The organism is Streptomyces sp. BBFR51, from assembly GCF_044591655.1.
Lineage (GTDB): Bacteria > Actinomycetota > Actinomycetes > Streptomycetales > Streptomycetaceae > Streptomyces.
In genome coordinates, this window is record NZ_CP172448.1 from 8,606,628 (window position 1) to 8,632,375 (window position 25,748).

Sequence of the window (25,748 nt, forward strand, 5' to 3'; positions counted from 1 at the left end):
GGAAGAAGGGCAGCTCGCGCATGGCGGTGTCCTCGGCGACGCCGAGCCGCGCCGCCGTCTCGGGCGACGGCCCGAAGGGGCGGAGTCGGAGCAAGTCTCTCGCCCTCGCCCGTTGCATTGGATCCAATCATCGTCCTAAATTAGCCGGACCTCACCCATCGGGAACCCGTGAAAACTCAGCCCTGGGCCACCCGTATTGGATGCATCGAGACGAGAGGGGCTCATCGTGGCCAAACATTCCAAGCTCTCCGCGGCGCAACCGTGGGTCGAGCTGAGCCTCACCGCAGCGGACCGGAAACAAGCCGATCCGGACGTGGTGCTTCGCATGCTGGCCTTCACCCAGTGGGTGCGAACCTTCGAGGAGTACGTCCTGGAACTCGCCGCCAAGGGCCTCGTGCACGGTCCCGCTCACTCCAGCATCGGCCAGGAGGGCGGTGCCGTCGGCTCCCTGCTGGACCTGCGCTCCGACGACTTCGTCAACGGATCGCACCGCGGCCACCACCAGTTCCTCGCCAAGGCGTTCGGTCACGTCGTCGCACCGGGGACCGGCCTGCCCGAACTGACCGGCGAGGTCAAGGACGTGCTGCGGCGCACGCTCGCGGAGATCTGCGGACTGGACCAGGGCTGGAGCCGGGGCCGCGGTGGGTCGATGCACCTGATGTGGCGGCAGGCCGGCGCGATGGGAACCAACGCGATCGTCGGCGGCGGGGTGCCCCAGGCCGCCGGATTCGCCTGGAACCAGCGCCAGGCAGGCACCGACGCGGTCACCGTCACCTACTTCGGCGACGGCGCCGTGAACATCGGCTCGGTGCTGGAGACGTTCAACCTCGCCGCGGCCTGGAAACTGCCGCTGTGCTTCTTCGTGGAGAACAACCTCTACGCCGTCTCCACCCACGTCGCGGACGTGACCGCGGAGCCCCGGCTCTCGGCCCGCGGCCCGGGCTTCGGCATCCCGTCCTGGCGGGTGGACGGTATGGACCCCCTCGCCGTACGCGCGGCGATGGCGGAGGCCGTCGAACACATGCGGGCGGGCAACGGTCCGACCCTCGTCGAGGCCGAGGTCTACCGCTACTTCCACCAGAACGGCCCCTTCCCCGGCAGTGCCTTCGGGTACCGCAGCAAGGCCGAGGAGAAGGAATGGCGCGACCGCGACCCGCTCACCAGGCTGCGGACCCACGCTGTCGAGGCCGGACTGCTCACCCAGGAGGAGGTGAGCGCGCTGCGGACACGAGCCGCCGAAACCCTGGCGGAGATCGGCGACTCCTTCCTCGAATCCGTGCCCGGCGGCAAGCCCGGCGAGAAGCGCATCATCGGGGACCTGTGGCCGGACGCCGCCTTCGTCGACGTCGGCGTACGCGGAGAGCTCTCCGAGCTGAAGGGGCTCCGATACGCCACGGACGAACCGGCGGGGGAGAAGGAGGAGATGCGCTTCATCGACGCCGTCTCCGGCGTACTGGCCCGGCACATGGAACAGGACGACCGCATCGTGATCCTCGGGGAGGACGTCCACCGGCTCAACGGCGGGACCAACGGGGCGACCAAGGCACCCCTGCAGGGCTTCCCCGAGCGGGTGCTGGGCACCCCGATCAGCGAGAACGCGTTCACTGGTCTGGCGGCCGGGATGGCGATCGACGGACGCTACCGGCCCGTCGTGGAGTTCATGTACGCCGACTTCATGTGGGTCGCGGCGGACCAGTTGTTCAACCAGGTCGCCAAGGCGCGGCACATGTTCGGCGGCACCACCGCCGTGCCTTTCGTACTGCGCAGCAAGCTCGCCGCCGGGACAGGCTACGGCTCACAGCACTCCATGGACCCGGCCGGGATCCTCGCCACCGCTCCCGGGCTGAGGATCGTGGCACCTTCAATCCCGGCCGACTACATCGGCCTCATGAACACGGCGCTCGCCTGCGACGACCCGGTCGTGGTCCTCGAGCACGTCGACCTGTACCCGACCGCGGGCCAGGTGCCGGCCGGCGACCTGGACTACGCACTGCCGGTCGGCCGGGCGGCCGTGCGGCGCCACGGCGACGACGTCACCGTCATCTCCTACCTGAGCATGGTCGGCCACTGCCTGGAGGCGCTGGACGTCGTCACCGACGTGCAGGCCGACCTCATCGACCTGCGGTGGCTCGACCGCGCTTCCCTGGACTGGACGACGATCGAGAAGAGCGTACGCCGTACGAACCGTGTCCTCGTCGTCGAACAGGGCGCGCGAGGTACCTCGTACGGAGCCTGGCTGGCCGACGAGATCGCCCGGCGCCTGTTCGACTGGCTCGACGCCCCCGTGCAGCGGGTCACCGGAGGAGAGGCGTCCCCGAGCATCAGCAAGGTCTTGGAACGGGCCGCCGTCGCCCGAACCGACGAAGTGGTGGCCGCTCTGCGAGCCGTCAAGAACGCCTGAGGTGGAAATCATGGCTGAACTCATGCGTGTCCCCGAGGTCGCGGCCGGAGCCACCGACGTGATCATGGGTGAATGGCTGGTGGCCGAGGGCGCGGAACTCACCGCGGGCGCCCCGCTCGCGGTCGTCGAGACTGACAAGGCGCAGGTCGAGGTGGAGGCGGAAACGGAGACGGTGCTGCTGCGCACCCTGGTGCGACCGGGCACACGTGTCCCTGTCGGCGCGCCGATGGCGCTGCTCGGCACCCACACCGAACGGGACTTTGACCTGGACGCCGTCCTGGCCGGGCTGGGTGTCGAAGCCGTCGGCACCCCGGATGAGGCAGGTCCCGAGGTACCTCCTGCCCAGGACGCGCCACCCACGGACTCCTCGTCCGTGTCACCCGAAGAGGCTCCGGAACCGGTGGGCCCGCAGGAGTCCGGCACTGGCGTCTCAGGCGGCCGTCGTTTCGCCAGCCCGCTCGCACGTCGGCTGCTGCGCACCGCGGGCATCGACATCGCCACGGTGACCGGCAGTGGACCGGGCGGACGCATCGTTCGGCGCGACGCCGAAGAGGCGGTCCAACGGGCGGCGCAGGCAGCGGCACCGCCCGGGCCGCCGACGCCCGCGGTGGCAGCCGGTGGCACAGGTATACAACTGCCCCTGGGGTTCGGTGAACCGGCCCGGGCCACACCGCACAGCCGACTGCGCCGCGCCATCGCGACGAGGCTCGCGCAGAGCAAGCGCGAGGTGCCCCACTTCTACCTCAAGAGGTCGGTCGAGGTGGACGCGTTGCTGCGGCTGCGCGCGGACCTCAATGCCGGTGCGGGCGTGCGGATCTCGGTCAACGACCTGCTGGTCAAGGCCGTCGCCACGGCGCACACCGCTGTACCGCAGGCCAACGTGGTGTGGACCGAGGACGCACTGCTCCACTACGAGTCGGCCGACGTCGCCGTCGCGATCGCCTCCGCGCGCGGGCTGGTGACGCCGGTGCTGCGCGACGTCGGACACAAGTCGGTCGGTTCAGTCTCCGCAGAGGTGCGCCGGTTCGTCCGCACGGCGGAAGAGGGATCCTTGCGGCAACGGGACCTGGAGGGCGGGTCGATCACCGTCACCAATCTCGGCATGCACGGTGTCGACGAGTTCTCGGCCATCATCAACCCGCCGCAGTCGATGATCCTCGCCGTGGGCGCGATCCGACCCGTGCCCGTGGTGCGCGAGTCCGAGGTCGTCGCCGCCTCGTCCATGTCCCTCGTGCTCTCCGTCGACCACCGCGCCGTGGACGGTGCGCTCGCGGCGCAGTGGCTCGACGCCCTGGTGGACGCCGTCGGCCGGCCGTACCGGCTGCTGGTGTGACTCGACAGGTCCGGGCCGCACCTGCGGCCCGGACCTGTCGCCGACGGATGCTCCGTCAGGCCCCCGCCGGTCCGTCGTTCGACGCAGGCGCGGGTTCGCTCGTGTCGGCGCATGCGATCGAGCACCGTCACCAAACGGGCACTGCCCTCGACGACCCCGCCCAAGCGGCCGAGGCCGCCCTGCGCCGCCTGGGCCGACGGATCCTGGCCCTGACCGGGGAGATCGACGAGTTGGAGGCCGAACCGAAGCCGCTCAGTACGGGGACCGTCACCGGCTCGACTGCGGCGGCGACCGCGCCGCCAACCGAGACCTGCACACCATTGCGTACCACCCGCTGGGTGCGGACCGCCTCGACGTTGGCGTCCCGACTCTTAGGCGTGCTGGTGGCCCGGCCGGAAGCGACCGCTTCGGCGGCGGCAGGCGAACCGAGCCGGTGCCGTGACGAGCCAGTGATCTCGTGCACGTCTCCTCGTGGGACGCTCCTGGGTATCGAGCTTGCCGAAGTGTTCAGTGGCACGCAACACAGTCAGTGCCGCCACCCTCGCCGTCAAGGTTGGTCCATGGGGGATAGCGTCGATCGCATCCTCCATGACGTGTTGTGTTGCGGTGCAGCGCGGCGCCGGAAGAGCATCGCGCTTCAGCCTTGCGGTGAGTTCTTACACCTCATACTGTTCAGTATCAGCACACAGTGTGAATGGGTTGAACGGGTCAGTCAGCGAGGAGAGCTTCACATGATCAGCAGCGTGGCCAGCACGGGAATCAACGCGGTCGACTGGGAGGAGAGGATCGACTACGCGCGCCTGCGCGGGGACCGACTGGCGCGGCTCAAGGCGCAGCTCGACGCTTCGGACTGCGGGGCCGTACTGGCCTTCGACTTCTCCAACATCCGGTACATGACCGCCACACACATCGGCACGTGGGCGATGGACAAGCTCATCCGCTTCAGTCTGCTCACCCGGAAGACCGACCCGATCTCCTGGGACTTCGGCTCCGCCGCCAAGCACCACCAGCTGTACAACCTCTGGCTGTCGGAGACCACGGCCGAGGCCGACGCGGACCCGCACGCGCCGCACCACGGTGCGGTGCGGCCGCGTGCCGAATCCGGCGCAAGGGCCGGTATATCCACCCTCCGCGGGGCCATCAGCCCCGACGCGGAGATCGCCCGTTCGGTGGCCCGCAAGATCAAGAGGGAGTTGGAGAAGTACGGTCTGGCGAACGAGCCGCTCGGCGTGGACGTCATCGAGCTTCCGGTCCTCTTCGCGCTGCGCGACGAGGGCATCGACGTCGTCGATGGACAGCAGATCTTCATGGAGGCACGGCGGATCAAGAGCCACGACGAGATCGCCCTGCTGACCCAGGCCGCCTCCATGGTCGACGCCGCCTACGACGAGCTCTACCGGTTCCTCCGCCCGGGCGTACGGGAGAACGAGTGCGTCGGCCTGGTCGCCAAGAAGCTCTACGACCTCGGCTCCGAATACGTCGAAGGCGTAAACGCCATCAGCGGTGAACGGTGCTCGCCCCACCCCCACGTCTTCTCCGACCGGCTCATCCGCCCCGGCGACCCGGCCTTCTTCGACATCCTGCACAGCTTCAACGGTTACCGCACCTGCTACTACCGCACCTTCGCGGTCGGCTCCGCGAGCCGGGCCCAGCACGACGCCTACAAGCGGACCCGGGAGTACATGGACCAGGCGATCGCACTGGTACGCCCCGGAGCCACCACTGCGGACATCGTCTCGGTGTGGCCCACGGCGCAGGAGTTCGGCTTCCCCGACGAGGAGGCGGCGTTCGCGCTCCAGTACGGCCACGGCGTCGGCCTGTCCATCTGGGAGAAGCCGATCTTCTCCCGGCTGGTCTCGCTCGAGCACCCCGAAGTGCTGCAGGAGGGCATGGTGTTCGCCCTGGAGACCTACTGGCCGTCGGCGGACGGCGTGGGTGCGGCACGCATCGAGGAGGAGGTCGTGGTCACCGCCGACGGCTGCAAGGTGATCACGAAGTTCCCCGCCGAGGACCTCATCGTCGCCGGGCAGAGGTACTACGCCGTGGGTGGGGCGCTGCCGACCCTGCGCGACTCGCAGTCCCACCTCAACACGACCGCCGACGGAGGGACGAACGCACCCCGCTGACCACCATCAGCGCTGGTGCGACGTCATCCCGCTCTCAGGGGGCCAGGTCGCCGTCTACGGCATGAAGGAGAAGTCGTGCGGCACGTGCCCGTACGCGCTGTACGGACTGACCACCCGGATCTGCTCCATCGCGCGGACAGACGCGGCCCGCCTACCGTCACGACGGCAGGCGGGCTGCGCCACTGACAGGCGCTATGCGATCTGCCGGCCCTTGGTCTCAGGGAGCCCCAGCACCCCTATGATCACCAGTACGTATCCGAGGGCCCCGACCCCCATCGCCGCCTTCAGCCCGAACACGGGGGACAGCGCCCCGACCAGGGAGGGGAAGAACGCGGCGACTCCGCGGCCGAAGTTGTGGACGACACCGACTCCCGTGCCGCGCACCCGGCTGGGAAACAACTCGCTGAAGAACACGCCCGTCCCGGCCAGGGATCCGCACGCCGCCACTCCCAACGGCACGCCCAGTACCAGCAGCAGACCGTTGGCCCCCTGCGGTATCCAGGTGTAGGCCACGACGCACAACACCCCGCTGACCGAGAACAGGATGAACGTGGCCCGGCGGCCGAGCCGGTCGTGCATATGCCCGGCACAGACATAGCCGAGGAAGCAGCCGACGATGACGACGGAGAGGTAGCCGCCGGTCCCGACGACCGTCAGTCCGCGCTCCGTGTGCAGATAGGACGGCAACCAAGTGAACACGGCGAAGTACCCGCCCTGCACACCGATCCCAACCAGAACCGCGAGCAGCGTGGTGCGCCGCAGGTCGCGGTGGAAGAGGGCGCCGAGGCCGCTCCAGAGTGAGGTGGTCTGCCCGGCGGCCAGGCGGCGGTTCTCCTTCGACGCGTCGGAGTCCTTGACGTTGCGCCGCACGAACAGCAGCGCGAAGGCCGGCAGGATCCCGAGGAAGAACAGGTAGCGCCAGGCATCAGGTCCGGCGTGGCTGAAGATCAGTGTGTAGGCGAGAACGGCACAACCCCACCCGATCGCCCAGGAGCTGTGGACATAGCCCAGCAGTCGGCCGCGCTGCTCGGCCGGGGCCACCTCGGCGATCAGTACCGCACCGGCCGCGAACTCACCGCCGAATCCGAGACCCTGAAAGCCCTTGAACACCAGCATCTGTTCGTAGTTCTGGGACAGGCCGGACAGCGCGGTGAACACCGCGAAGGTCGCGATGGTGATCATCAGGATCCGCACCCGGCCCAGCCGGTCCGACAGCAGTCCCGCCAGGGCCCCGCCGACCGCCGAGGCCAGCAGGGTCACCGTCATGATCCAGCCCGACTCCGTGGAGCTGAGGGAGAAGGCCGTGGCGATCGCCCCCAACGCCAGCGGGAGGGTGTTGAAGTCGAAGGCGTCCAGACCCCATCCCGCGAATCCGGCCCAGAACACGGGTCGGTGCTCCCGCGAGAGGGAGCGGTACCATCGAGGAGACCTCACATCCGGGGGTGCTGTGTCCGCCGACTCGGTCGGGGATGGCGATTGCGTCATCACGTTCTCCTGGAGGTCGGGTTCGAAAGGGCCGTCCCGGTGATCCCGGTGACGAGGGGCCGTTCGGCGACCAGGCGGAGTCGTGGTCAGGGCTGAGTACGGTGTTCCTTTTCCGAGCGGCGAGTCGAGACTCTTTCGAGGCGCTGCCCCGGTCTGCCGTGGGCCAGCCCGAGTGTGGTGAACCGGGTGTTAATCCACAGGAAATCGCGGCGCGACCCACGGCGGCACGATCGTCGCGCCGGCCCGTCCAGTGGGGTCGGCCCTGCGGCTGTCGCCGTGCCCTCCGCGGGGGCCGGGGGAAGCAGCGTGGGATCCGTGGTGGCCGAGATGAAGTCCCAGACGGTGCGGGTACGGGTCGAGTACGGGGGGTGGTGCTGCGCGGCTGGTACGAGCGCGCAACGCCCCGCTGGCCCGGGTCGGACCTGGAGGCGAAGGCTTGACCGGCCGGCCCGTCACCGCTGACGACAACGTGCCGACCTTCGCCCCCGCTGAACCAGACGCCGGTCCAGTCCTCCTGCACCTCTGTCCGAACGAAATTGCTGACCGGCCTGTGCACGTCACCGTGGGTCGACCTGGACGACGGCCCCGCCTGTGTCCCGAAGCCGGGAGCCGGTGCCCGTTTCAGTGCTGCGGCAGCAAGGGGGACGGCGGCCAGGGGGAGCGGGTGTCCAGGAGGAAGTCGGCCCGGACGGCCACCCCCGACTGCAGTAGCTTCTGGTGCACGACGGGACTGCGGCCGGGGCAGGAGACCACCACGGTGATGTATCCCTCGGGCAGGCCGGTCACGGCGTACTCGCCCTGGTCGTTCGTCGCGGTTCGCACCAGTTGGTGACCCCGGGTGTCCATCACGGTCACGGCGGCGTGGCGGACGGGCCGGTGGCCGACGTCCTGGACGCTGCCCTCCAGCATCGGGAGTGCCTCGCCGAAGTGGTGGTGTCGGTGCACCGGCAGCGCGGTCGGCATGGGCGCCTCCAGGGACGGGTCCTCCACGGGCGGCTCGGGAACCTCCTCCTCGTCGTCCGCTTCGCCGCGTACCGCCTCGCGGTGGTGCCGCCACGCGTCGAGACCCAGCAGGGCGAGACCCACCGCCACCCATGCGCACAGCACGAGGACCGGCCTCAGGACGCCCGCGCCGTCGAAGTACAGGACGCCCTTCAGGGCGTCAACCGCGTTGCTGAGCGGCATGAAGAGGTGCAGGTCCTGGAAGAACATGGGCAGCAGGGGGACGGGAGCCACGCCGCTGGTGGGCACGCTCAACACGATGAACAGGCCCATGCCCACCAGGGGGAAGAACTGTTTGGTGAAGGGCGCGACCCCCGCGGAGAACGTGGCCACGGCAGCGGTGAGCAGACAACCGATGGCCAGGGCCGAAGGCTCGTTCGGAACGTATTCCAACCATACGCCGGCGAGGTACCCCACGGTGCCGAACAGCGCCGAGACACCCGCGATCGTCATCAGCTTCCTGCGGCGGTTGAAGGTCACCGCCCGCAGCAGGGTCGTCGCGAGGATGTAACCGGGGACGCTCCACGCGACCCCGAGATAGACCAGGGTCGTGCCGTTCCGGTCCTCGCGCACGGTGGGCGCCACGTCCTGCACCGTGAGCTTCCGGTGGTCGTGGGCCGAGAGCCGGGTGAACCCCTGGGTCAGCGCCTGCTCCAGGGACATGCCGTTGGCCTGGGCCATGTAGAGCACGCTGTGCGTCCCCTCGACGGCGTAACCCGCCACCGCGTCCCGTTCCAGCACCGCCCGCCGGGCCTCACGGGCGTCCGCCACGGCGGTGACGTCGAAGCCGCCGGGCTGTTCCCGCCGCAGCACGGTGTCGACCTGGCGTTGCAGGGCCGGCTGAGCCACGACGACCTTCGTGTGGTGCGGCTGGGGGGCGTGAAACGCGGCCGAGAAGCAGAACAGGAGGCCGAGGAAGAGCACGGTCGGGAACATGAGGATCTCGGCCAGATGCTTGGCCCGCGACACGCCCCGGGGACGCTCCATCCGGTGCTTCACAGCCCCACCACCCGCATGCCGCCGACCTGCCCGCCACCGCATCTCCGCGGCATCGCGCCAGCGGGCCCTCCCGCCCTGCGCTCCGTGATCGTCCCTGGCAGTGCGGCCAGTTCCATGAGGCCCCTCTACGTACTCCGCGCTCGGCCGTCGCCGCAGCGTCGGTCCATTAATGAACCGATCGGATCATTAATACGTGGGGACCTTACGCGTACCGACCGGTACAGTCAAAGCCATGCCCCGCCCCGTCAATGTCGCCAAACGAACCGATCTGCTGCTGCAGGTGGTTTCCTACCTGCAGCAGCATGGCGTCGCGCAGATGTCGTTGAGCCCGCTCGCCGAGGCCGTCGGCACCACCAAGCGCATGCTCCTGTACTACTTCGGCAGCCGGGAGAACCTGCTGGCGCAGGCACTGCTCGCGAACCGTCCCGACGCCCGCGCGATGTTCGACGACGTCCATGACCACGCCGGCCTCCGGCGGGCCGCACACGCCCTGTGGGAGACGATGACCGCCGGGGAACAGGCCGGGGCGGTGCGCATGCTGCTGCAACTGCTGAGCCTGGCCACCACGGATCCGCGGCAGTACGGCGACCTCGCCGCCGACACCGTCGAGACGATGGTCGCCCCGATCGCCGCCGCCTACACCCGGTTGGGTCACCCGCCGGAGCAGGCACGGGCCGACGCCACACTGCTCGTCTCCGGGCTGCGTGGGCTGTGCCAGGACCGTCTGGTGACCCACGACGTCGCCCGGACCGACGCAGCGGCCCGTCGGCTCATCGACGGCGCGACCGTGGCGCCCGGCTGACAGCCCGGCGTACGCCGCCGCCTCGCTCGGCCGGGAGACGGCTCCGCACGTGCTCAGACGGCGGCGTCCACCGCGGCCGGCGGCTCGCCGAGGTCGAGATCGAGGTCCAGCACCCGGTGAAAGCGGGTGAGGGCGTTCCACAGGCTGACGGACATGACGAACTCCACCAGAGCCGGGGGCTCGAAGGCGTCCCGAACCTGTGCCAGCAACTCGGGATCGACGCCGGTCACACCGGCGTCCCTGCCGGTCACGGGTATGTCGAGCGTCAGCGCACGGGTGAACCGCAGGGCGAGCTGCTCGGTGCCGGAGAACGACGCGAAGTCCCCGGCCGCCAGCCGCTCCAGGTCGGCCTCGGTGACGCCCTTGCGCAGGGCGGAGTAGCAGCGGTGGCTCGCCGAGTACCGGCAGTGGTTCAGCAACGACACGTAGACGGCGGTGAGTTCCTTGACCCGCCCGTCCAACGCACCGGGACCGGTCACGGAACGGATGAAGGGCAGGTACGTCGAGAACATCCCGGGACAGTTGGCGATGGCCAGCCAGGTGTTCAGCAGCGTGCCGAACGACTCCTCGCCCGCCTCGATCAGGGGGAGATCGGCCGCGTCCACGCGTGCCTTGGGAACCAACGGTACGAGTGCCATGTCAGCACCCTCCTCGTATCAGATGGGGGTCCGGCCCGGACGGATCCGCGCGCGGGGCCGGACGGGGGTGGTGGATGGAACCGCGGGGGTCAGTCCCCGCGCAGCACTTCGGCGATGGACGCCCAGTCGTGGTCGGCCAGGCCCCGGTCGGCGGCCGTTGCGAAGGTCTCGCGCAGCGCGGACAGCGTGGGCAGCTCCAGTCCGGCCGACGCGGCCGCGGCCCCGGCCAGAGACAGGTCCTTGCTGCCGAGCGCGGTGCGGAAGCCGGCGGGCAGGTACACGCGGTCCGCCATCGCCCTGCCGTAGCCCTCGTACACCGCACCGGGGAACACGGTTTTGACGATCAGCTCGTGCAGGTCATGCGCGTCGACGCCGTGCCGCTCCGCGAGGGTGAAGCCCTCCGCCATCGCCTCCAGCGCGTGGATGATCAGAAGATTCGTGGTGATCTTGACGACGTTGGCCTGCCACGGCTGGTGGCCCACCTGCCAGGTCCGCCGGCCGAGCGAGGAGAACACGGGCCGCAGCGACTCGATCAGAGCGCTGTCGCCGGCGGCTAGGAGATTGAGCTGCCCCGCCTCCGCCACCGACGGGCGCCCCAGCACCGGGACCGCCAGATAGCGGACCCCGGCCACCGCGTGACGCTCGGCCAGGGCGCGACAGGCGTCGACCGAGATGGTCGACATCCCGACATGGACCGCGTCCGGCCCCGCCTGGGCCAGCACGGACTCGTCGAACACCTCGGCCACGGCGGTGTCGTCGGACAGTACCGACAGCACCGGCCCGGCGGCGAACAACTCGGCGACGGTCCCGGCACGTTCGGCACCCAGCGCCACGAGTTCGTCCACCCCCGCGGGCGAGCGGTTCCAGACCGTCACCCCATGCCCTTCCGCGAGCAGACGGCGGGCCATGCCGCGGCCCATGTTGCCGAGACCGGCAATCGACACGTGTGTCATGCGAAGCTCCTCACTCGCCACTCACCGGCCGTCAGATGACGGACTTGCCGAGCCCGCCGTCGACCTGGAGGGTCTGGCCGGTCACGTACGAGGAGAGGTCCGAAGCCAGGAACAGGGCGGCGGCCGCGATCTCCTCGGGGCGTCCCCAGCGGCCCAGCCGGATGCCGAGGTTCTCGACCATCCCGTCCCGCACCTGCTCGGGGGTGATGTCCTTCGCCTTCGCGGTGGCCGCGTGCCGGTCGTGCCAGACCTGGGTCAGGGTCATGCCCGGCGAGATGCCGTTCACGAGGACACCGTGGGGGGCCGCCTCGGCGGCGAGGTAGCTGGTCAGGGCGACGACGGCGCCGTTCACCACCGCGGCGACGCCGATGTTGGGAACGAGCACGTGCGCCGCCATGCCCGCGACGTTGATGATGCGCCCCGTGCCGCCCTTCTCGATGAGGGGCAGCGCGGCGCGGGCGACCCGGTGGTAACCGACGGTCTTGGCGTTGAGCGCCTCGCTCACGACCGCCTCGTCCGCGTCCGCCAGCGGGCTCACGGCCAGCAGCGGTGCCGCGCAGTTGATCACGATGTCCAGCCGGCCCTGCCACTCGTGCACCTGGCGCAGCGCGTCGGTCACCGCGTCGTCCTCGTTGACGTCGGCGACCACGGAACGCACGCGGCCGTCGCCGCGCGCCGCGATCTGCCGCTCGGCGGCGTCCAGCTTGGCCTTGGTGCGCCCCAGTACGGCCACCGCGGCGCCCTGTGCGTGCAGGGCCTCGGCCATGGCGAGGCCGAGGCCGCTGCCGCCGCCCGTCACCAGCGCCGTCCGTCCGTCCAGTCGAATCCCAAGAGTCATTGCTGAGGTCTCCATTCGCGGATTGCTTGCGCGGTGGTCGGCACCGCCACCGCGAGCGTCTCCGGGGGAGCACTCGTGCGGCAAGGCCGGCTAACGGCTCCGCTAACTCGGCGTGGATTCGATTAACAAGTGTCTAACGTGCGCTGCTCTAAGGTCACTTGCATTCTCTTCGGTGTTCACCGCATGAGGGACCCCGATGTGCTTCAGCTCAAGAAGGCGGAGAACCGCAATGGCGCATTCTGCTGACCCGGACCTTCCGGTCGACGAGCTCGTCCGCAATTCGAGCATCGAGATAGTCCCGCTGAAAGGCGCTCAGGAGAAGGTGGACGCCGTACCCGTCGGCACCACCGTCAGCGTGACCTGTTCTCCCCGGTTCGGTCTTGCGCGCACACTCGATCACGTCGCCGCTGCCCGCCGCTCCGGGCACCGGGTCGTGCCGCACCTGGCGGCACGCATGGTGGAGGACCGGGCCGCGCTCCGCGACTTCGTGCGAGGGGTGACCGATCTCGGGGTCGAGGAGCTCTTCGTCATCGGCGGCGACGGCGAGAAGCCCGTCGGCCGGTTCAGCGAGGCCGCGGAAATCCTGGAGGAACTGGTCGAGTTCGACCACGGCCTGTCCAGGATCGGCGTCGGCTGCTATCCGGAAGGGCATCCGAAGATCGCCGACGACGTGCTGTTCGAGGCTTTGCTGCGCAAGCAGCAGCACGCCGACTACATGGTCAGTCAGCTGTGCTTCGACGCCTCCGCACTGGCAGGCTGGCTGCGTTCCGCCCGCGAACGCGGCGTCACCCTGCCTTTGCGCATGGGCGTCGCGGCCCCGCTGCAGATCAGGAAACTGATCGAACTCTCGGTCAAGATCGGGGTTGGTCAGTCACTGCGATTCCTGTCCAAACAGCATGGAATGGTGGGCAATCTGCTGCTCGGACGCGCCTATGAGCCGTTGGATCTGCTGCTGGCCGTCCGAGAGGAAATCTCCTTCACCGATCTCTCGGTGGAAGGGCTGCATCTCTTCTCCTTCAACCAGGTCGACACCACGCTCGACTGGTTGTACTGCGCGAGCGGTGTGGAGAAGGCCGGCTGACGTCACTGAACGGAAATTCCGGCACAACCGAGTCCGCGGACAGAGGAACGAGGGTGTTCATGAATCTGGAAGAAAAGATCCAGAAGTCCGGAAGCGTCGTGGAAATGCTGCGCAACGCTCCGCAGGGTCCCTACGTGTACCCCATGCGCGCCGAGTACACGAACTGGCGGGACGAACAGCGTGCGTGGCGGGAGACGGCGGTGCTCTTCGACCAGTCGCACCACATGACGGACATATACTTCAAGGGCCCGGACGCGTTGCGGCTGATGTCCGACCTCGGCGTCAATGGATTCAAGAACTTCGGCAGGAACAAGGCGAAGCAGTTCGTGGCGTGCAACCACGACGGGTACTTCGTCGGGGACGCCATCCTGTTCGCCTTCGAGGACGACGAGTTCAGCCTGGTGGGGCGGCCGGTCGCACCCAACTGGGCCGCCTTCCACGCCGAGAACGGCAACTACCGCGTCACGGTGACGCGCGACGAGCGGTCCGTGGCCAACAACGGCAGGCGCCTCACCTTCCGGTTCCAGCTCAACGGCCCGGCGACCCACCGGATCGTCGAGAAGGCGGTGGGTGCGCCGCTCCCGCGGATCAGGTTCTTCGCCATGGGCGAGTTCGAGATCGCGGGAGTCCCCGTCCGCGCTCTCAACCACACCATGATCGGGGCGCCCGGGGAGGAGTTCACCGGACTGGAACTGGTCGGCCCCTCGGAGCACGGCGAAACGGTCCGCGAGGCGCTCCTTGCGGCCGGCGAGGAGTTCGGTCTGCGCCTGGGCGGTTCACGCGCCTACCCCTCCACCGCCATCGAGTCCGGCTGGATCCCCGCGCCGGTGCCGGCCATCTACACCGGGGAGTCGACAAGGCCGTTCCGGGAGTGGCTGTCCGCGGACGGTTTCGAGGCCAACGCGTCCGTCGGCGGCAGCTTCGTGTCGGAGAACATCGAGGACTACTACGTCACGCCGTGGGATCTCGGCTACGGCCGGGTGATCAAGTTCGACCACGACTTCATCGGGCGCGAGGCACTGGAGGGGATGGCCTCCAAGCCCCACCGCCGGAAGGTGTGGCTGCGCTGGAACGACCGGGACACGGCCGAGCTGATCGCCGACAGCCTGTTCGGCTCGGGACCGCACGCGAAGTACCTGGAGATGCCGGTGTCCAACTACGCCACCGGGTCCTACGACCGGATCCTCGTCGACGGCCGGTCCGTGGGCATCTCCGCGAACGCCGGGTACACCGTCAACGTCGGGGGCTGGTCCTCGCTGGCCATGGTGGACGAACACGAGGCCGTCGACGGCCGCGAGGTGACGATCGTGGTCGGTGAGCCGGACGGCGGTTCGGCCAAGCCCACCGTCGAACCGCACGTCCAGCGTCACATCCGCGCCACGCTCCGCACCCGGCCCCTGGTGTGACCGTGCCACGCCAGGACCCTCCGGGCTCCGCCCCTCATCGTGGAGGACGTGATTCCTCATGACCGCATCCCGCTACGTCCTCACCCTGAACTGCCCCGACCGGCCGGGGATCGTCCACGCCGTCTCGACGTTCCTGCTGGGCAACGGGTGCACCATCGTGGAGAGCCAGCAGTTCGGCGAGCGCAGTGCAGGCACCTTCTTCATGCGGGTCGAGTTCGAGCCGCTCGATCCTCTGACCACGATCGACGCGCTGCGCGACGGATTCACCAGCGTCCCGGAGCGGTTCTCCATGGAATGGCGGCTGATCGACGCCTCCAGGCCCCAACGGCTCCTGATCATGGTCAGCCGGTTCGGCCACTGCCTCAACGACCTGCTGTTCCGGGCCTTCAACGGCGGATTGAACGCCGAGGTCGCCGCCGTGGTGTCGAACCACCCGGACCTGCGGCACCTGGCCGAGACGTACGACGTCGACTACCACCACATCCCGGTCACGCCGGAGACCAAGCCGGCCGCCGAGAAGGAACTGGTCGGCCTGGTCGAGGACCTCGGGGTGGACCTCGTCGTCCTGGCCCGCTACATGCAGATCCTCTCCCCGGAACTGTGCAAGAGGCTGGAGGGGCGGGCCATCAACATCCACCACTCGATGCTGCCCAGTTTCAAGGGCGGACGCCCCTACCACCAGGCCCATGCGCGAGGGGTGAAGCTCGTCGGGGCCACCGCTCACTACGTCACCCCCGACCTCGACGAAGGCCCCATCATCGAGCAGGAGGTGGCGCGCATCGATCACTCCATGAACGCGGCCGACGCCGCCACCCTCGGCCGGGACGTCGAATGCCTGGCACTGTCCCGAGCGGTGCGCTGGCACACGGAGAACCGCGTCCTGCTGGACGGGAAGCGCACCGTCGTCTTCCCGTGAACCGCCCGGACCCGCAAGCAAACCGCATCACACGGAGGCATCGATGCCCATACCCGGACTGACCCGTGCCGATCATTTCGGAATCACCGTCCCCGATCTGGACCAGGCGCGCGAGTTCTTCGAAGACGTGCTCGGCTTCACCTATCTGTACCGGCTCGGACCGCTGCGTGACGACGAGGGCCACTGGATGAGCGAGCACCTCAACGTGCACGACAGGGCCGTGTCACCGCGCATCTTCTTCTTCGGAATCGGCGGCCATGCCGTTCTGGAGGTCTTCGAGTACCAGTCTCCCGACCAGAGGCTGGAGCCCCCACGCAACAGCGACATCGGCGGACACCACCTCGCCCTCTACGTCGAGGACATCGATGCGGCGGTGGCCGACCTGCGGCGGCGCGGTCTGGTCGTGCTCGGGGACCCCACGGACAGCAAGGGTCCGCACGAAGGACAGCGGTGGGTGTACTTCCTCTCGCCGTGGGGGCTCCAGTGCGAACTGGTGTCGTACCCGAACGGCAAGGCGTACTTCCGCAGCCCGGAAGCCTTCGCCTGACCCGCCCGAAAGCAGTGGTGTCGCTCCCGGCCCGTGCCGTTAATCCCGGGGAAACCGGGCTTGACCGCTGCCACGGTGTTCTCGACCATGACACCGTGGGGTCGTTCGGGCGACACGTGGCATCGGCCTGCCGGGGCCGGTGCCGCCCCGGCGGCACGGTGTTCTGACTTCGAGTTGGGCGGGCCACATTGCACGACGAGCAGGGGCTTCACGCGAACGGCCGGCGGATGGTGATCCGGCGGAAGCTGACCGCGCCCGAGCCGGGCGACGACATCGTTCGGCGCGACCGCCTGACCGAGCGGATCCGCTCACTCGTCGACCGTCACCCCGTGGTCACGGTGTGTGCCACCGCCGGCGGCGGCAAGACCACGGCCGTCGCCGTGGCCCTGCGGGACCTCGGCCGTCCCGTCGCCTGGCTGTCGCTCGACGGTACGGAACAGGCCCCGGGACGGCTGCTGGTCTACCTGGAGGCAGCGGTCGAGGGCCACGTCCCCGCGGCGGGTCACGTCGCCACCGACGCCCTGCGCGACGGCATCCAGACCGGCGAGGCCGCGGGCCTGCTCGCGGAGAGCCTCCAGGGCAGCGAACTTGTACTGGTGTGCGACAACGCCGAACGCATCACCTCCGACGAGGGATGCGTCGCCGTCCTGTCCGCGCTGGCCCGGTACTTGCCCGCCGGCGTCAACCTGGTCCTCGTCTCCCGCACCCGCGTTCCGCTCGTCTTCGGGTCGATCGGCGACGTCTTCCGCGTGGGCGAACTGGGCGAGGAGGATCTCGCCTTCGACGCCGACGAGGCCGCGGAGGCCCTGCGGCTGATCGGCGAGTCCGACGCGGACGTCGAGGGAGTCGTCGGTATGACGGGCGGCTGGGTGGCAGGGGTGCTGTTCGAGGGGTGGCGGTCGGCCGAGGCGACCGACGACAGGTCCGACGCCCTGCGGGATTACCTCTCCGCGAACATCCTGCGCGCCCTTCCGGCCGACGAACGCACCTTCCTGCTGCACACCAGCCCCCTGGCCGAGATATCGGTCGCCGACGCGGTGGCGCTCGGCCAGAGCGACGCGGCCCGGCTGATGACCCGCCTGCGGTCCCAGCGGCTGCCGGTGCTCTGGTCGAGGGACGGGACCCGGCTGACCCCGCACCCCCAGTTCCGGGAATTCCTGACCGGGGAACTCGAGCGGACGGAGCACCCGGAGAAGGTGCGGCGACTGCACCGGCTCCACGCCGACCTGCTGGTGCAGCAGGGCGCGTTGGAGGAGGCCGTGGACACACTCCTGCGCCTGGGGGACACAGAGGACGCCTGGCGGCAGGCCGCGGTCGCCCTCCCCGACCTGGTGGCGCGGATGGACTTCGCCTCGGCGGCCCGGTGGCTGGACGCGATGGACGCCTCCCGCAGGACGCCGACCCCCGAGGTCGGCACGGTGGTCCTGCGCGTCTCCTTCGCCCTCGAACAGTGGGGCCGCTGCAACGAGTTGCTGGACCGGCACGGCTACGACTGGCTCCCGGGGCCCGAGTCACCGCACTTCGAGGAGGCGCTGCTGCTGACGACCTGGTGCCTGTGGCACTCCGGCCGCCTCGCCGAGGCGCGTACCGTGGCCGACCGGCTGCCCGTCGGCCGGGCACGGGAGGGCGCCGACAACCTCCTGGCGCTGTCCGGTGGCGACGCGCCGCCCTTCCCCGACCCCGTATCGGCGTCCTCGGGCACCGTGGACGGTCTGCTCATGCGGATCGCCTACTTCCGCGGCCGGCTCGGCGGGCTCGAACGGCCCGGGGTGTTCGACCCGTGGAGGTCGGTGCTGGGCGCACCCTGGATCATCGCCGGGCTGCGCGCGACAGGCCGCCTGGACGAGGCCATGGAGATGTACGAGGTGCGCCGGGACTCGTGGCAGCCGCCCTGGCTGCATGCGTTCGACGCCGTAGACCTGATGGTCGACCTCGGACGGCCGGACGAGGCGTGGGCCGCGCTGAAACGCGGCCGGCGGCTGATCGCCGAGACGGGTTCACGCCTCTACCACGTCTTCGGCCTGCTCAACGAGGCGAAGCTCTGCCTGCGCCTGAACCGCGACACCGACGCGGCCGACCGCGCCCTCGCCGAGGCGGAGGCGAGCGGCGCCTCCGAGCACGCGTTCAGCAGGGAACTGGGCCAACTGTGGCGCGGACTCAGCCTCCTCATCCGCAACCGTGACACCGAGGCGTGCACCGAACTGGAGACCTGCGTCGCCGGAATGCGCAGCGGTGACCGGCGGCTCGAACTCGCCACCGCCGCCGCCTACCTGGCGGAGGCGTACTGGCGGCTGGGCGAGGAAGAGGCGTCGGACGCCGCCGCCGAACTCGCCCTCACCGAATCCGCGGCACAGGGTTCCCAGCACCTGCTGCTGGCCGCGCTGACCGACGTGCCCGCCGTCGCGGTGCGGGAGGCGGACGCCTCACCGACCCGGATGTCGCGCTGGCACGAACTGATCGCCACGCTGTCCAGCCAGGCCCCGCTGCGGGTCACCGCGCGGGCGCCGCGGCTGTCCCTTGAGGAGTTCGGCGAGCCCGTGCTGACCGTCGACGGGCGGGAGACCGCGCCGCGGCTGAGCAAGAGCATGGAACTGCTCAGCTATCTGCTCGGGGCCCGGCGCGAGGTGCCGCGCCAGGAACTCCTGGACGCGCTGTTCGACGGCCGTGACAACGCGGCCGGGCGCAGCTACCTGCGGCAGACGCTCTACCGCCTGCGCGAGGTGCTGCCGGAGGAACTGGTGCCGCACCAGGACGGCGACCGGTTCTCCCTCGCCTGCCCCGACCTGGTCAGCGGTACCGCGCAGGTCGTGCTCGACTCACTCGTGCAGGCGGACCACCAGGACGGCGAGATCCGGCTGCGCACCATGACCGAGGCGCTGTCCCACGCCGACCGGGGGCCCTACCTGGAGCCCGTGTCCAGCCTGTGGGTGGAGCAACGCCGGTCCGAGATCGACGAACGCGTCACCGGTGGCCGGATCGAGGCGGCGCGACTCGCGTTCCGGCTCAGTAGGTACCGCGAGGCACGGCGGCTCGTGAACGAGGTGTTGAGGACGAGCCCGCACCGGGAGCAGGCATGGCAGGTGGCCATCTCCCTGGCCCACGCCAGCGGCAGCGACGACTCGGTGCTCGGGCTGTACCGGCGGTACACCACGGTGATGCGCGAGTTCGGCGTCGCGCCGTCCGCCGAGGTGCGCCGCCTCGTGTCCCGGCTGCGCCGCTGAACGGTCCGCTCGGTTTCCGGGGGATTAACACCCCGGCGACCACACTCGGTCCCGCCACTACGCACCAACCGTGGAGGGAACTCATGGCTTACCACATTTCACGTGCCGCCGAACGCGAATGGATCGACGTCAAGGACGTGCCCGGACTGCGCCAGGCGCTGATGGTCGGCGAGGTCCACGGGTCGCACCACATGGAGATCTCCCTGTACGAACTGGCACCCGGCGCCACCCTCGGCTGGAACCGCTGCCCGTTCGAGGAGTCGTGGTTTGTGACGGCGGGCAACGGCCGCGCGGCCCTCGCGGGCCTGGAGTACGACCTCGGTGCCGGTGACTACGGAGTGGCCCCCGTCGGCATGCCACACTCGCTGTCGGCCGGCGACCAGGGCCTGAGCTGGTTCTCGGTCCGGGCGCCGAAGCCTCCGACGTTCGACGGCGCGCGCAGCCACATCTCGACCGAGCCGCTGTCCGGCGAGTACCTGGGACGGCCGTCGGAGAACGACCCGCGGCACCGGTTCGTCGGCCACTACAGTGAGTCGACCGACGTGGTCCCCTTCGGCGACCTGTCCATGCCGGGCTATCACGGGCCCAACATCAAGAACATCGGCATCCGCATGATGGTCGACCAACTGCTGGGCGCGCAGCACCACACGACCTTCATCGCCAGCATCGCCGGACGCTCCGGGCCGGGCCGGGCCGCGAAGGTCCACTACCACCCCTTCGAGGAGATCTACTACTTCATCGGCGGCGGCATGCGCGGCTGGATCGACGGCAACGAGGAGGTCACCCAGACCGGCGACCTGGTCTGGGTCAGCACCGACGGCACCCACGGATTCGTCAACGAGCGTGACGAGCCCGCCCGTTGGATCGAGGTCCAGTCGCCGGTGCCGCCCACCTCGGACGCCTTCTTCTTCCCCGACGACTGGCGGGCCCTGCCCGAGGCCGGAGAGACCCGGTGACGTACGAGTCGATCCGCCCCGTGCTCCCGGTACGGGGCGGCGAACCCGTCGTGCTCCGGTAGGGCCACGCAGACGGCCCGTCCACCCGGCGGGAGAAGCCGACGTCTCCCCGCGGCCGGTCCCGCCGGGCCGTCCGAGGTCCTCGACCGCCGGTCGTCGGTCCGCGTCACCTCGCGGCCGGTGGCCGGCCGCGGCCCGTGCACGGACCGCAGTCGCAGCTCAACCGCCCGCAGGACCGGATCACCGGCCGACGCGAGCGTCCCCACACCGTGCCGGGGCCACCGCCAGCAGGCCGAGCCCCGGCGAACCGTCTGTTCCGAAGGAAGAAGCGATGACGCAGACAGCCCGTGGATTCGAGATCCCACCGGTTCCCCGGAACGCGATCGGCCCCAGGGTGCCGGCGCGCGGGTACCTGGTCGAGGAGATCACCGGCGGCGTCCACTGGGTGACGGACGGGGGCTACCAGTGCGCGTTCGTGGTGCACGACCACGGAGTCGTCGCCATCGACGCGCCGCCCTCGCTCGGCGGACTCGTCACCCGGGCCATCCGGGACGTGACCGACAAACCCATCACCCACGTGGTGTACACGCACTACCACGGCGACCACATCGGCTCCGTGAACCAGTTTCCGGACGACGCCGTCCGCGTCGCGCAGCAGGAGACGCACTCGATGCTGCGCGAGCACAGCGATCCGCTGCGCCGACTGCCCGACGTGACCTTCAAGGACTCGTACCGGCTGGAGGTGGGCGGCCAGGTGATCGACCTGCACTACAAGGGGAGCAATCACGCCCCGGGCAACAGCTTCGTCCACCTGCCGCAGCAGCGGATCCTGATGCTGGTCGACGTGATCTACCCGGGCTGGGTGCCCTTCACGAACATCGCCCAGTCGAAGAACATCCCGGGCTTCATGGCGCACCACGACCACGCGCTCTCGTTCGACTTCGACACGATGATCACGGGGCACCTCACCCGTCTCGGCACCCGGGAGGACATCGAGATCCAGCGTGAGTACATGCACGACGTCCGCGACGCGGCCCGGCACGCCCTGGAGATCACGCCGCAGAAGCGCGAACTGGCTCGTGACACGGTCGGTCTTGACCACATCTACGTCTACTTCAAGACCATGTACGAGGCGGCCGCCGCGGAGGCGTCGAAGCCGCTCCTCGAGAAGTGGTCCGGGCGGCTGGCCGGGGTGGAGACCCTCGGGGTGAACCACACGCTCACGATGTACCACAGCCTTCGCCTGGACGAGAACGCCGAGCCTCAGGTCGTGTTCTTCCCGCCCACCGAAACGGTGTGAGCGGCTCCGGTGACCTCCCCGGCCGCCGTCCGCGGGTCACCGGTCGGTCCTGGTTCCCGCCCTCCCTCCCGAGGGCGGGAACACGGGCCGGTGCACCGGACGGTCGCAAAGCGGCTTCAAGTACTTCGACGACGCCACATGCTCGGTTTCGTCGACGGCACGGAGAACCCGGAACCCGACAGGAGCCGCGGCGCGCAGGGCCGTCCTCGTCGGTGCCGAGGATCCGGCGTTCGCGGGCGGGGGCTGTGTCGCCGCGCAGAAGTACCTGCGGGGGCTACGCCCGCACCACGGAGGTGACGTGCGTCGCCAGGCGCAGCAGGCGGTCGATGTTCTCGCGGCTGCGCCTGTCGGTGGGGGTGTGGACGACGAGGCGGACGCCGGGGTGGTCGGTCAGTTCCATGCCTGTGGCACGCAGGCTCACTTCGCCGATCCCCGCAACGTCGTAGCGCTTGTCGCACAGGTGCGGTGGAGCGACGTCGCGCGTGGCCCAGAGCCGGGAGAACAGCGGGCTGGCGGTGCACAGACGGGTGACGAAGTTTTGCCATTGCGGGTCGCCCACGTTCTGGCTGTAGCGATAGCGGAACCCTGCCGCGGCCTCGGCCGCCCGCTCGTCACGGTTGACGATGTGGTGCTGCCCCTCCGGTGCCGCGAAGAGGTGCCAGAGGGTGTTGCGCTTGCCGGGCGGAGCACTGACCAGAGCGGGGTGCAGGGCCGCGTATGCGCGGTTCCAGCGCGGTGCGGGCGTTGTGACCAACATGGCGGGCAACGGGTCCAGGGCTCCCAGGACGGTGTCGAGGTCGCCGGGGAGCTCGGTCGGCGGAACGCTGGTGACCGGAGACTGGGGGACCTCGGCCAGACGGTAGAGGTGGTCGCGCTCAGCGGCATCCAGAGACAGCGTGCGGGCCACCGCGTCGAGCACCTGGGAGCTGACGTTGATCGGCCGCCCCTGCTCCAGCCACGTGTACCAGGTGATGCCGACACCGGACAGCTGGGCGACCTCCTCGCGGCGCAGTCCGGGGGTGCGCCGACGGACTCCCGGGCGTATGCCGACTTCCTCGGGTGTGACCCGCGCGCGTCGTGAGCGCAGGAACTCCCGTAGTTCGGTCCGGTTCGTGGTTGGCGGCACAGGCCCACTGTGCCAGAGCCGGGAGGCGTCGGCATGGTGCTGCCACTACCAGTATCAGCAGGCTTCTGGAACCGGTGTCCGCACAAGGCGCAGGGTCGTTCCGCCCTGTGTTCCTCAGGACGTTTCCGGGGCGTCTTGCAAGACGTTCCTAGGGACGGCTGCCCAGATGAATGGACGACGAGTTCCACGAGCAACGCGTTTCACAACAAGGTCGCGGTCGTGACGGGCGGGAGTGCCGGTATCGGCCACGTAACCGCACGGAAGATCGCCGAAGGGGGCGGCACCGTCTACATCACGGGCCGGGACCAGAACGCCCTGACAGCGGCGGCCGCGGACATACCGGGTGATGTCATTGGGGTGCGGGCCGACTCGCGCTCGGCCGACGACCTTGACCGGCTCTTCGCGCAGGTGGAGCGCCGCAGCGGTCGGCTGGACCTGCTGGTCGTCAACGCGGCGGCGATCGCGACCGCACCGCTGAAAACCATCACTGAGGACGTCATCAGGACGGTCCTCGACGTCAACATCACCGGAACGATCATGACCGTCCAGAAGGCGCTGCCGCTGCTGGCGGAGGGTGGCGTCATCGTCCTCACCGGCTCGATGGCCGGGCACAAGGCGTCGCGCGGGCGGAGTCTCTACGCAGCCTCCAAGGCCGGGGTTCGCGCCCTCGCCCGTACCTGGGCCCTTGAGCTGACCCCACGCGGGATCCGGGTGAGCGTGGTGAGCCCGGGCCCGACGGACACGCCCGGTATCGCACAACTGGCCGCCACCGCCAAGGAACGCGAGGCGCTCTTCGCCACGATGGGCACCGGAACGCCGATGACCCGGGCCGGGACCGCGGAAGAGGTCGCTGCCGTCATCGCGTTCGTAGCCTCGGACGCGGCCTCCCACGTCAACAGCGCCGACTACCAGGTTGACGGCGGATACGGCCAGGTCCGACACCCTCACGGGGCCGTCACAGACTACCTGGACACGGCCGAATCCTCCTTGCGGTGCCCCTCGGGCCAGCGGTTGGTGGTGTAACGCCAGTCCTCCACCGTCCGGCGCTCGACGCCTATGTCGTCGGCGAACATCTGCAACGACTCCGTCACGGTGAACAGGTCCTCCGTGCCGTTCGGCATCGACCCGCCCACCGACCTCAAGGGCTCGATCTCACCATCCACCGTGACGCGCACGCGACACGCCGGGGCAGGGCGTGAGCCAGGGGCGCTCGAAGCGCTCGACAATAGTTCCCAATTACCTTGCAAAATCAGGGGCGTTCGAGAGGTCCGCGAGGCGTTCGGATAGGGCGTTTCTGTAACGCCGTTCCGCGACGCCCGCCGCTGACGGCAGGCCCGCACCCGGCAACGGTCCGAGCACTGCACCGCTGCCCTCGACCGCTCCGCTCCCACCGTCCACGAGCGCCCGCACACCGGGCACTCCGCCTGCTGTCCCCGCTTCACCGCAGCCACCCGCTGCCGGGTCCGTTGAAGCCTCCGCCACTGCCGTGACCTGCACCGACCCGAGCAGAACACCGCCTCCGGCGCCATCGTCTGCGGTAGCGGATCATCACACTCCCGGCAGTACCGCCGAGCCGTCCCACCAACCCCCTACTGGGCACGGCTTCGGCATTGCGCGACCGTATCCTGGACTTCTCCACCCCCGTCACCGGCTCGCAGTTGATCACACCTGCGGCGGACTTCCTTGAGGACCTTCCCGCTCGGCCCTGAGCACCGAACGACCCGGCGTGCCCGCGGGCCCAGCCGCCCGGCCGTACCGGCTGCCCGTGTGAGCCGACGGGGCCGGGCGCGACACCTCGGGGCCCCGCCCGCATGAGGCCGTGTCCTATTCTTGCAGCGGGGTCCATCACGGACCCCGACTGCTTGGAGGTGACCGCTCTTGACTCCTGTACGCGCCGTTGGTCCGGGTGGCTCGGAAGGCGTCAGGAGCCGGCACATCGCCGACATCCTGCGAGAAGAGATCCTGGCCGGAGAGCTGACCCCCGGTACCTGGCTGCGCCAGGACGAACTCGCGGCACGTCTCGGCGCCAGCCGGATCCCGGTCCGAGAGGCGTTGCGGATCCTGGAGTCGGAAGGACTCACGGAGTCGTTTCCCAACCGGGGTTCACGCGTACCCGTGCTCAGCCTCGAGGACGTGCACATCCATTACCGCATGCGTGAGCGCCTCGAGCCCCTGACCCTGACGGAGAGCCTTCCCCGTCTCACCGCCGACCACCTGGCCGCCCTGGAACGCATCCAGACCGAGATCGAGAGCCAGAGCGACGTCAAGCGGTTCCTGCTCCTGGACCGGGACTTCCACATGACGACCTACGCCGCCTGCCCCAGCGACCACCTGCTCGCCATGACGGAGCGGCTGTGGAACTCGACGCAGCACTATCGCCGGGCGTTCATGGAGCTGGCGGAACCGGGGCGGGCCGCCGTCGTCAACGCGGAACACCGGCTGATCCTGGACGCCGTGCGGCGCCGTGACGCCGAGGACGGTGAGCGATACCTCACGGGGCACATCCGTCGCACCCGGGTCGAACTCACGGCGCATCCCGAACTCTTCGCCGGAGGCTGACACCGGTCCAGGACGTGCGGACCGACGTCTCCGGCGGCGGTGGAGGGCCGGCCGTGCTG

At 69.6% G+C, this 25,748-nt stretch carries 19 protein-coding genes and 1 pseudogene; 14 read left to right on the top strand and 6 right to left on the bottom strand.

Translation table 11 applies throughout. The features are described from left to right. Positions 1-226 precede the first annotated feature (226 nt). The 3 genes from ACGH7X_RS39180 (at position 227) to ACGH7X_RS39190 (ending at position 5,860) form a co-directional block, all read left to right on the top strand. Entirely contained in the window at positions 227-2,401 is a 2,175-nt protein-coding gene (locus ACGH7X_RS39180) for a thiamine pyrophosphate-dependent enzyme (protein WP_399895328.1), read from the top strand. A 10-nt stretch (positions 2,402-2,411) separates the two neighbouring features. After that, entirely contained in the window at positions 2,412-3,734 is a 1,323-nt protein-coding gene (locus tag ACGH7X_RS39185) for a dihydrolipoamide acetyltransferase family protein (RefSeq protein ID WP_399895331.1), read from the top strand. A gap of 731 nt (positions 3,735-4,465) precedes the next feature. Further along, on the top strand, positions 4,466-5,860 hold the full coding sequence (locus ACGH7X_RS39190; RefSeq protein WP_399895334.1) for a M24 family metallopeptidase: 1,395 nt from the start codon (positions 4,466-4,468) through the stop codon (positions 5,858-5,860). Between the two features lie 192 nt (positions 5,861-6,052). Here the strand turns inward: ACGH7X_RS39190 and ACGH7X_RS39195 are convergent, their stop codons facing one another. Then, positions 6,053-7,246 carry an MFS transporter gene (locus ACGH7X_RS39195; RefSeq protein WP_399895337.1) on the bottom strand — a complete coding sequence of 398 codons (1,194 nt, stop codon included), beginning with the start codon at positions 7,244-7,246 and terminating at the stop codon, positions 6,053-6,055. Positions 7,247-7,966: 720 nt separating this feature from the next. Next, complete coding sequence (locus tag ACGH7X_RS39200; protein WP_399895340.1) at positions 7,967-9,334, bottom strand: carboxypeptidase regulatory-like domain-containing protein; 1,368 nt, start codon at positions 9,332-9,334, stop codon at positions 7,967-7,969. Between the two features lie 244 nt (positions 9,335-9,578). Between ACGH7X_RS39200 and ACGH7X_RS39205 the strand changes: the two genes are divergently transcribed. After that, positions 9,579-10,148: a TetR/AcrR family transcriptional regulator gene (locus tag ACGH7X_RS39205; RefSeq protein ID WP_399895343.1), complete on the top strand. Its 570-nt coding sequence runs from the start codon at positions 9,579-9,581 to the stop codon at positions 10,146-10,148. Positions 10,149-10,201: 53 nt separating this feature from the next. On the opposite strand, the gene ACGH7X_RS39210 is transcribed toward ACGH7X_RS39205, so the two are convergent. The 3 genes from ACGH7X_RS39210 to ACGH7X_RS39220 all read right to left on the bottom strand — a co-directional run bounded on the left by ACGH7X_RS39210 (position 10,202) and on the right by ACGH7X_RS39220 (position 12,577). Then, positions 10,202-10,786 (bottom strand): carboxymuconolactone decarboxylase family protein, encoded by a 585-nt coding sequence (locus tag ACGH7X_RS39210; RefSeq protein WP_399895346.1) that lies wholly within the window; start codon positions 10,784-10,786, stop codon positions 10,202-10,204. Between the two features lie 89 nt (positions 10,787-10,875). Next, positions 10,876-11,760 carry an NAD(P)-dependent oxidoreductase gene (locus ACGH7X_RS39215; protein ID WP_399895349.1) on the bottom strand — a complete coding sequence of 295 codons (885 nt, stop codon included), beginning with the start codon at positions 11,758-11,760 and terminating at the stop codon, positions 10,876-10,878. A 10-nt stretch (positions 11,761-11,770) separates the two neighbouring features. Continuing rightward, entirely contained in the window at positions 11,771-12,577 is an 807-nt protein-coding gene (locus tag ACGH7X_RS39220; protein WP_399895351.1) for an SDR family NAD(P)-dependent oxidoreductase, read from the bottom strand. 229 nt (positions 12,578-12,806) lie between these two features. Between ACGH7X_RS39220 and ACGH7X_RS39225 the strand changes: the two genes are divergently transcribed. From ACGH7X_RS39225 to ACGH7X_RS39260, 8 genes and pseudogenes are all read left to right on the top strand, one after another. After that, the gene (locus ACGH7X_RS39225) at positions 12,807-13,658 is read left to right on the top strand and encodes a methylenetetrahydrofolate reductase (RefSeq protein WP_399895354.1); all 852 of its coding nucleotides are present in this window, start codon (positions 12,807-12,809) and stop codon (positions 13,656-13,658) included. 59 nt (positions 13,659-13,717) lie between these two features. After that, positions 13,718-15,064 carry an aminomethyl transferase family protein gene (locus tag ACGH7X_RS39230; RefSeq protein WP_399895357.1) on the top strand — a complete coding sequence of 449 codons (1,347 nt, stop codon included), beginning with the start codon at positions 13,718-13,720 and terminating at the stop codon, positions 15,062-15,064. A gap of 58 nt (positions 15,065-15,122) precedes the next feature. Further along, a complete protein-coding gene (gene purU, locus ACGH7X_RS39235; RefSeq protein ID WP_399895360.1) occupies positions 15,123-15,980 on the top strand; it encodes a formyltetrahydrofolate deformylase in 858 nt (285 codons plus the stop codon). A 43-nt stretch (positions 15,981-16,023) separates the two neighbouring features. Next, a complete protein-coding gene (locus tag ACGH7X_RS39240; protein ID WP_399895363.1) occupies positions 16,024-16,527 on the top strand; it encodes a VOC family protein in 504 nt (167 codons plus the stop codon). 227 nt (positions 16,528-16,754) lie between these two features. Continuing rightward, positions 16,755-19,748, top strand: a complete 2,994-nt coding sequence (locus ACGH7X_RS39245) for a BTAD domain-containing putative transcriptional regulator (protein WP_399895366.1) — start codon at positions 16,755-16,757, stop codon at positions 19,746-19,748. An 83-nt stretch (positions 19,749-19,831) separates the two neighbouring features. Then, positions 19,832-20,704 (top strand): cupin domain-containing protein, encoded by an 873-nt coding sequence (locus ACGH7X_RS39250; RefSeq protein ID WP_399895369.1) that lies wholly within the window; start codon positions 19,832-19,834, stop codon positions 20,702-20,704. Positions 20,705-21,035: 331 nt separating this feature from the next. Beyond that, complete coding sequence (locus ACGH7X_RS39255) at positions 21,036-22,004, top strand: MBL fold metallo-hydrolase (protein ID WP_399895372.1); 969 nt, start codon at positions 21,036-21,038, stop codon at positions 22,002-22,004. A 112-nt stretch (positions 22,005-22,116) separates the two neighbouring features. Next, positions 22,117-22,314, top strand: a pseudogene (locus ACGH7X_RS39260) (peroxidase); the annotation flags it as partial. Here the strand turns inward: ACGH7X_RS39260 and ACGH7X_RS39265 are convergent. Continuing rightward, a complete protein-coding gene (locus ACGH7X_RS39265; RefSeq protein ID WP_399895375.1) occupies positions 22,279-23,130 on the bottom strand; it encodes a helix-turn-helix transcriptional regulator in 852 nt (283 codons plus the stop codon). The pseudogene ACGH7X_RS39260 and the gene ACGH7X_RS39265 sit on opposite strands and share 36 nt — an antisense overlap. Before the next feature lie 219 nt (positions 23,131-23,349). On the opposite strand from ACGH7X_RS39265, the gene ACGH7X_RS39270 reads away from it, so the two are divergent. Both ACGH7X_RS39270 and ACGH7X_RS39275 read left to right on the top strand, forming a co-directional pair. Continuing rightward, positions 23,350-24,153: an SDR family NAD(P)-dependent oxidoreductase gene (locus ACGH7X_RS39270; RefSeq protein ID WP_399895378.1), complete on the top strand. Its 804-nt coding sequence runs from the start codon at positions 23,350-23,352 to the stop codon at positions 24,151-24,153. Positions 24,154-25,008: 855 nt separating this feature from the next. Next, positions 25,009-25,689 (top strand): GntR family transcriptional regulator, encoded by a 681-nt coding sequence (locus tag ACGH7X_RS39275; RefSeq protein ID WP_399895381.1) that lies wholly within the window; start codon positions 25,009-25,011, stop codon positions 25,687-25,689. Positions 25,690-25,748: the final 59 nt, after the last annotated feature.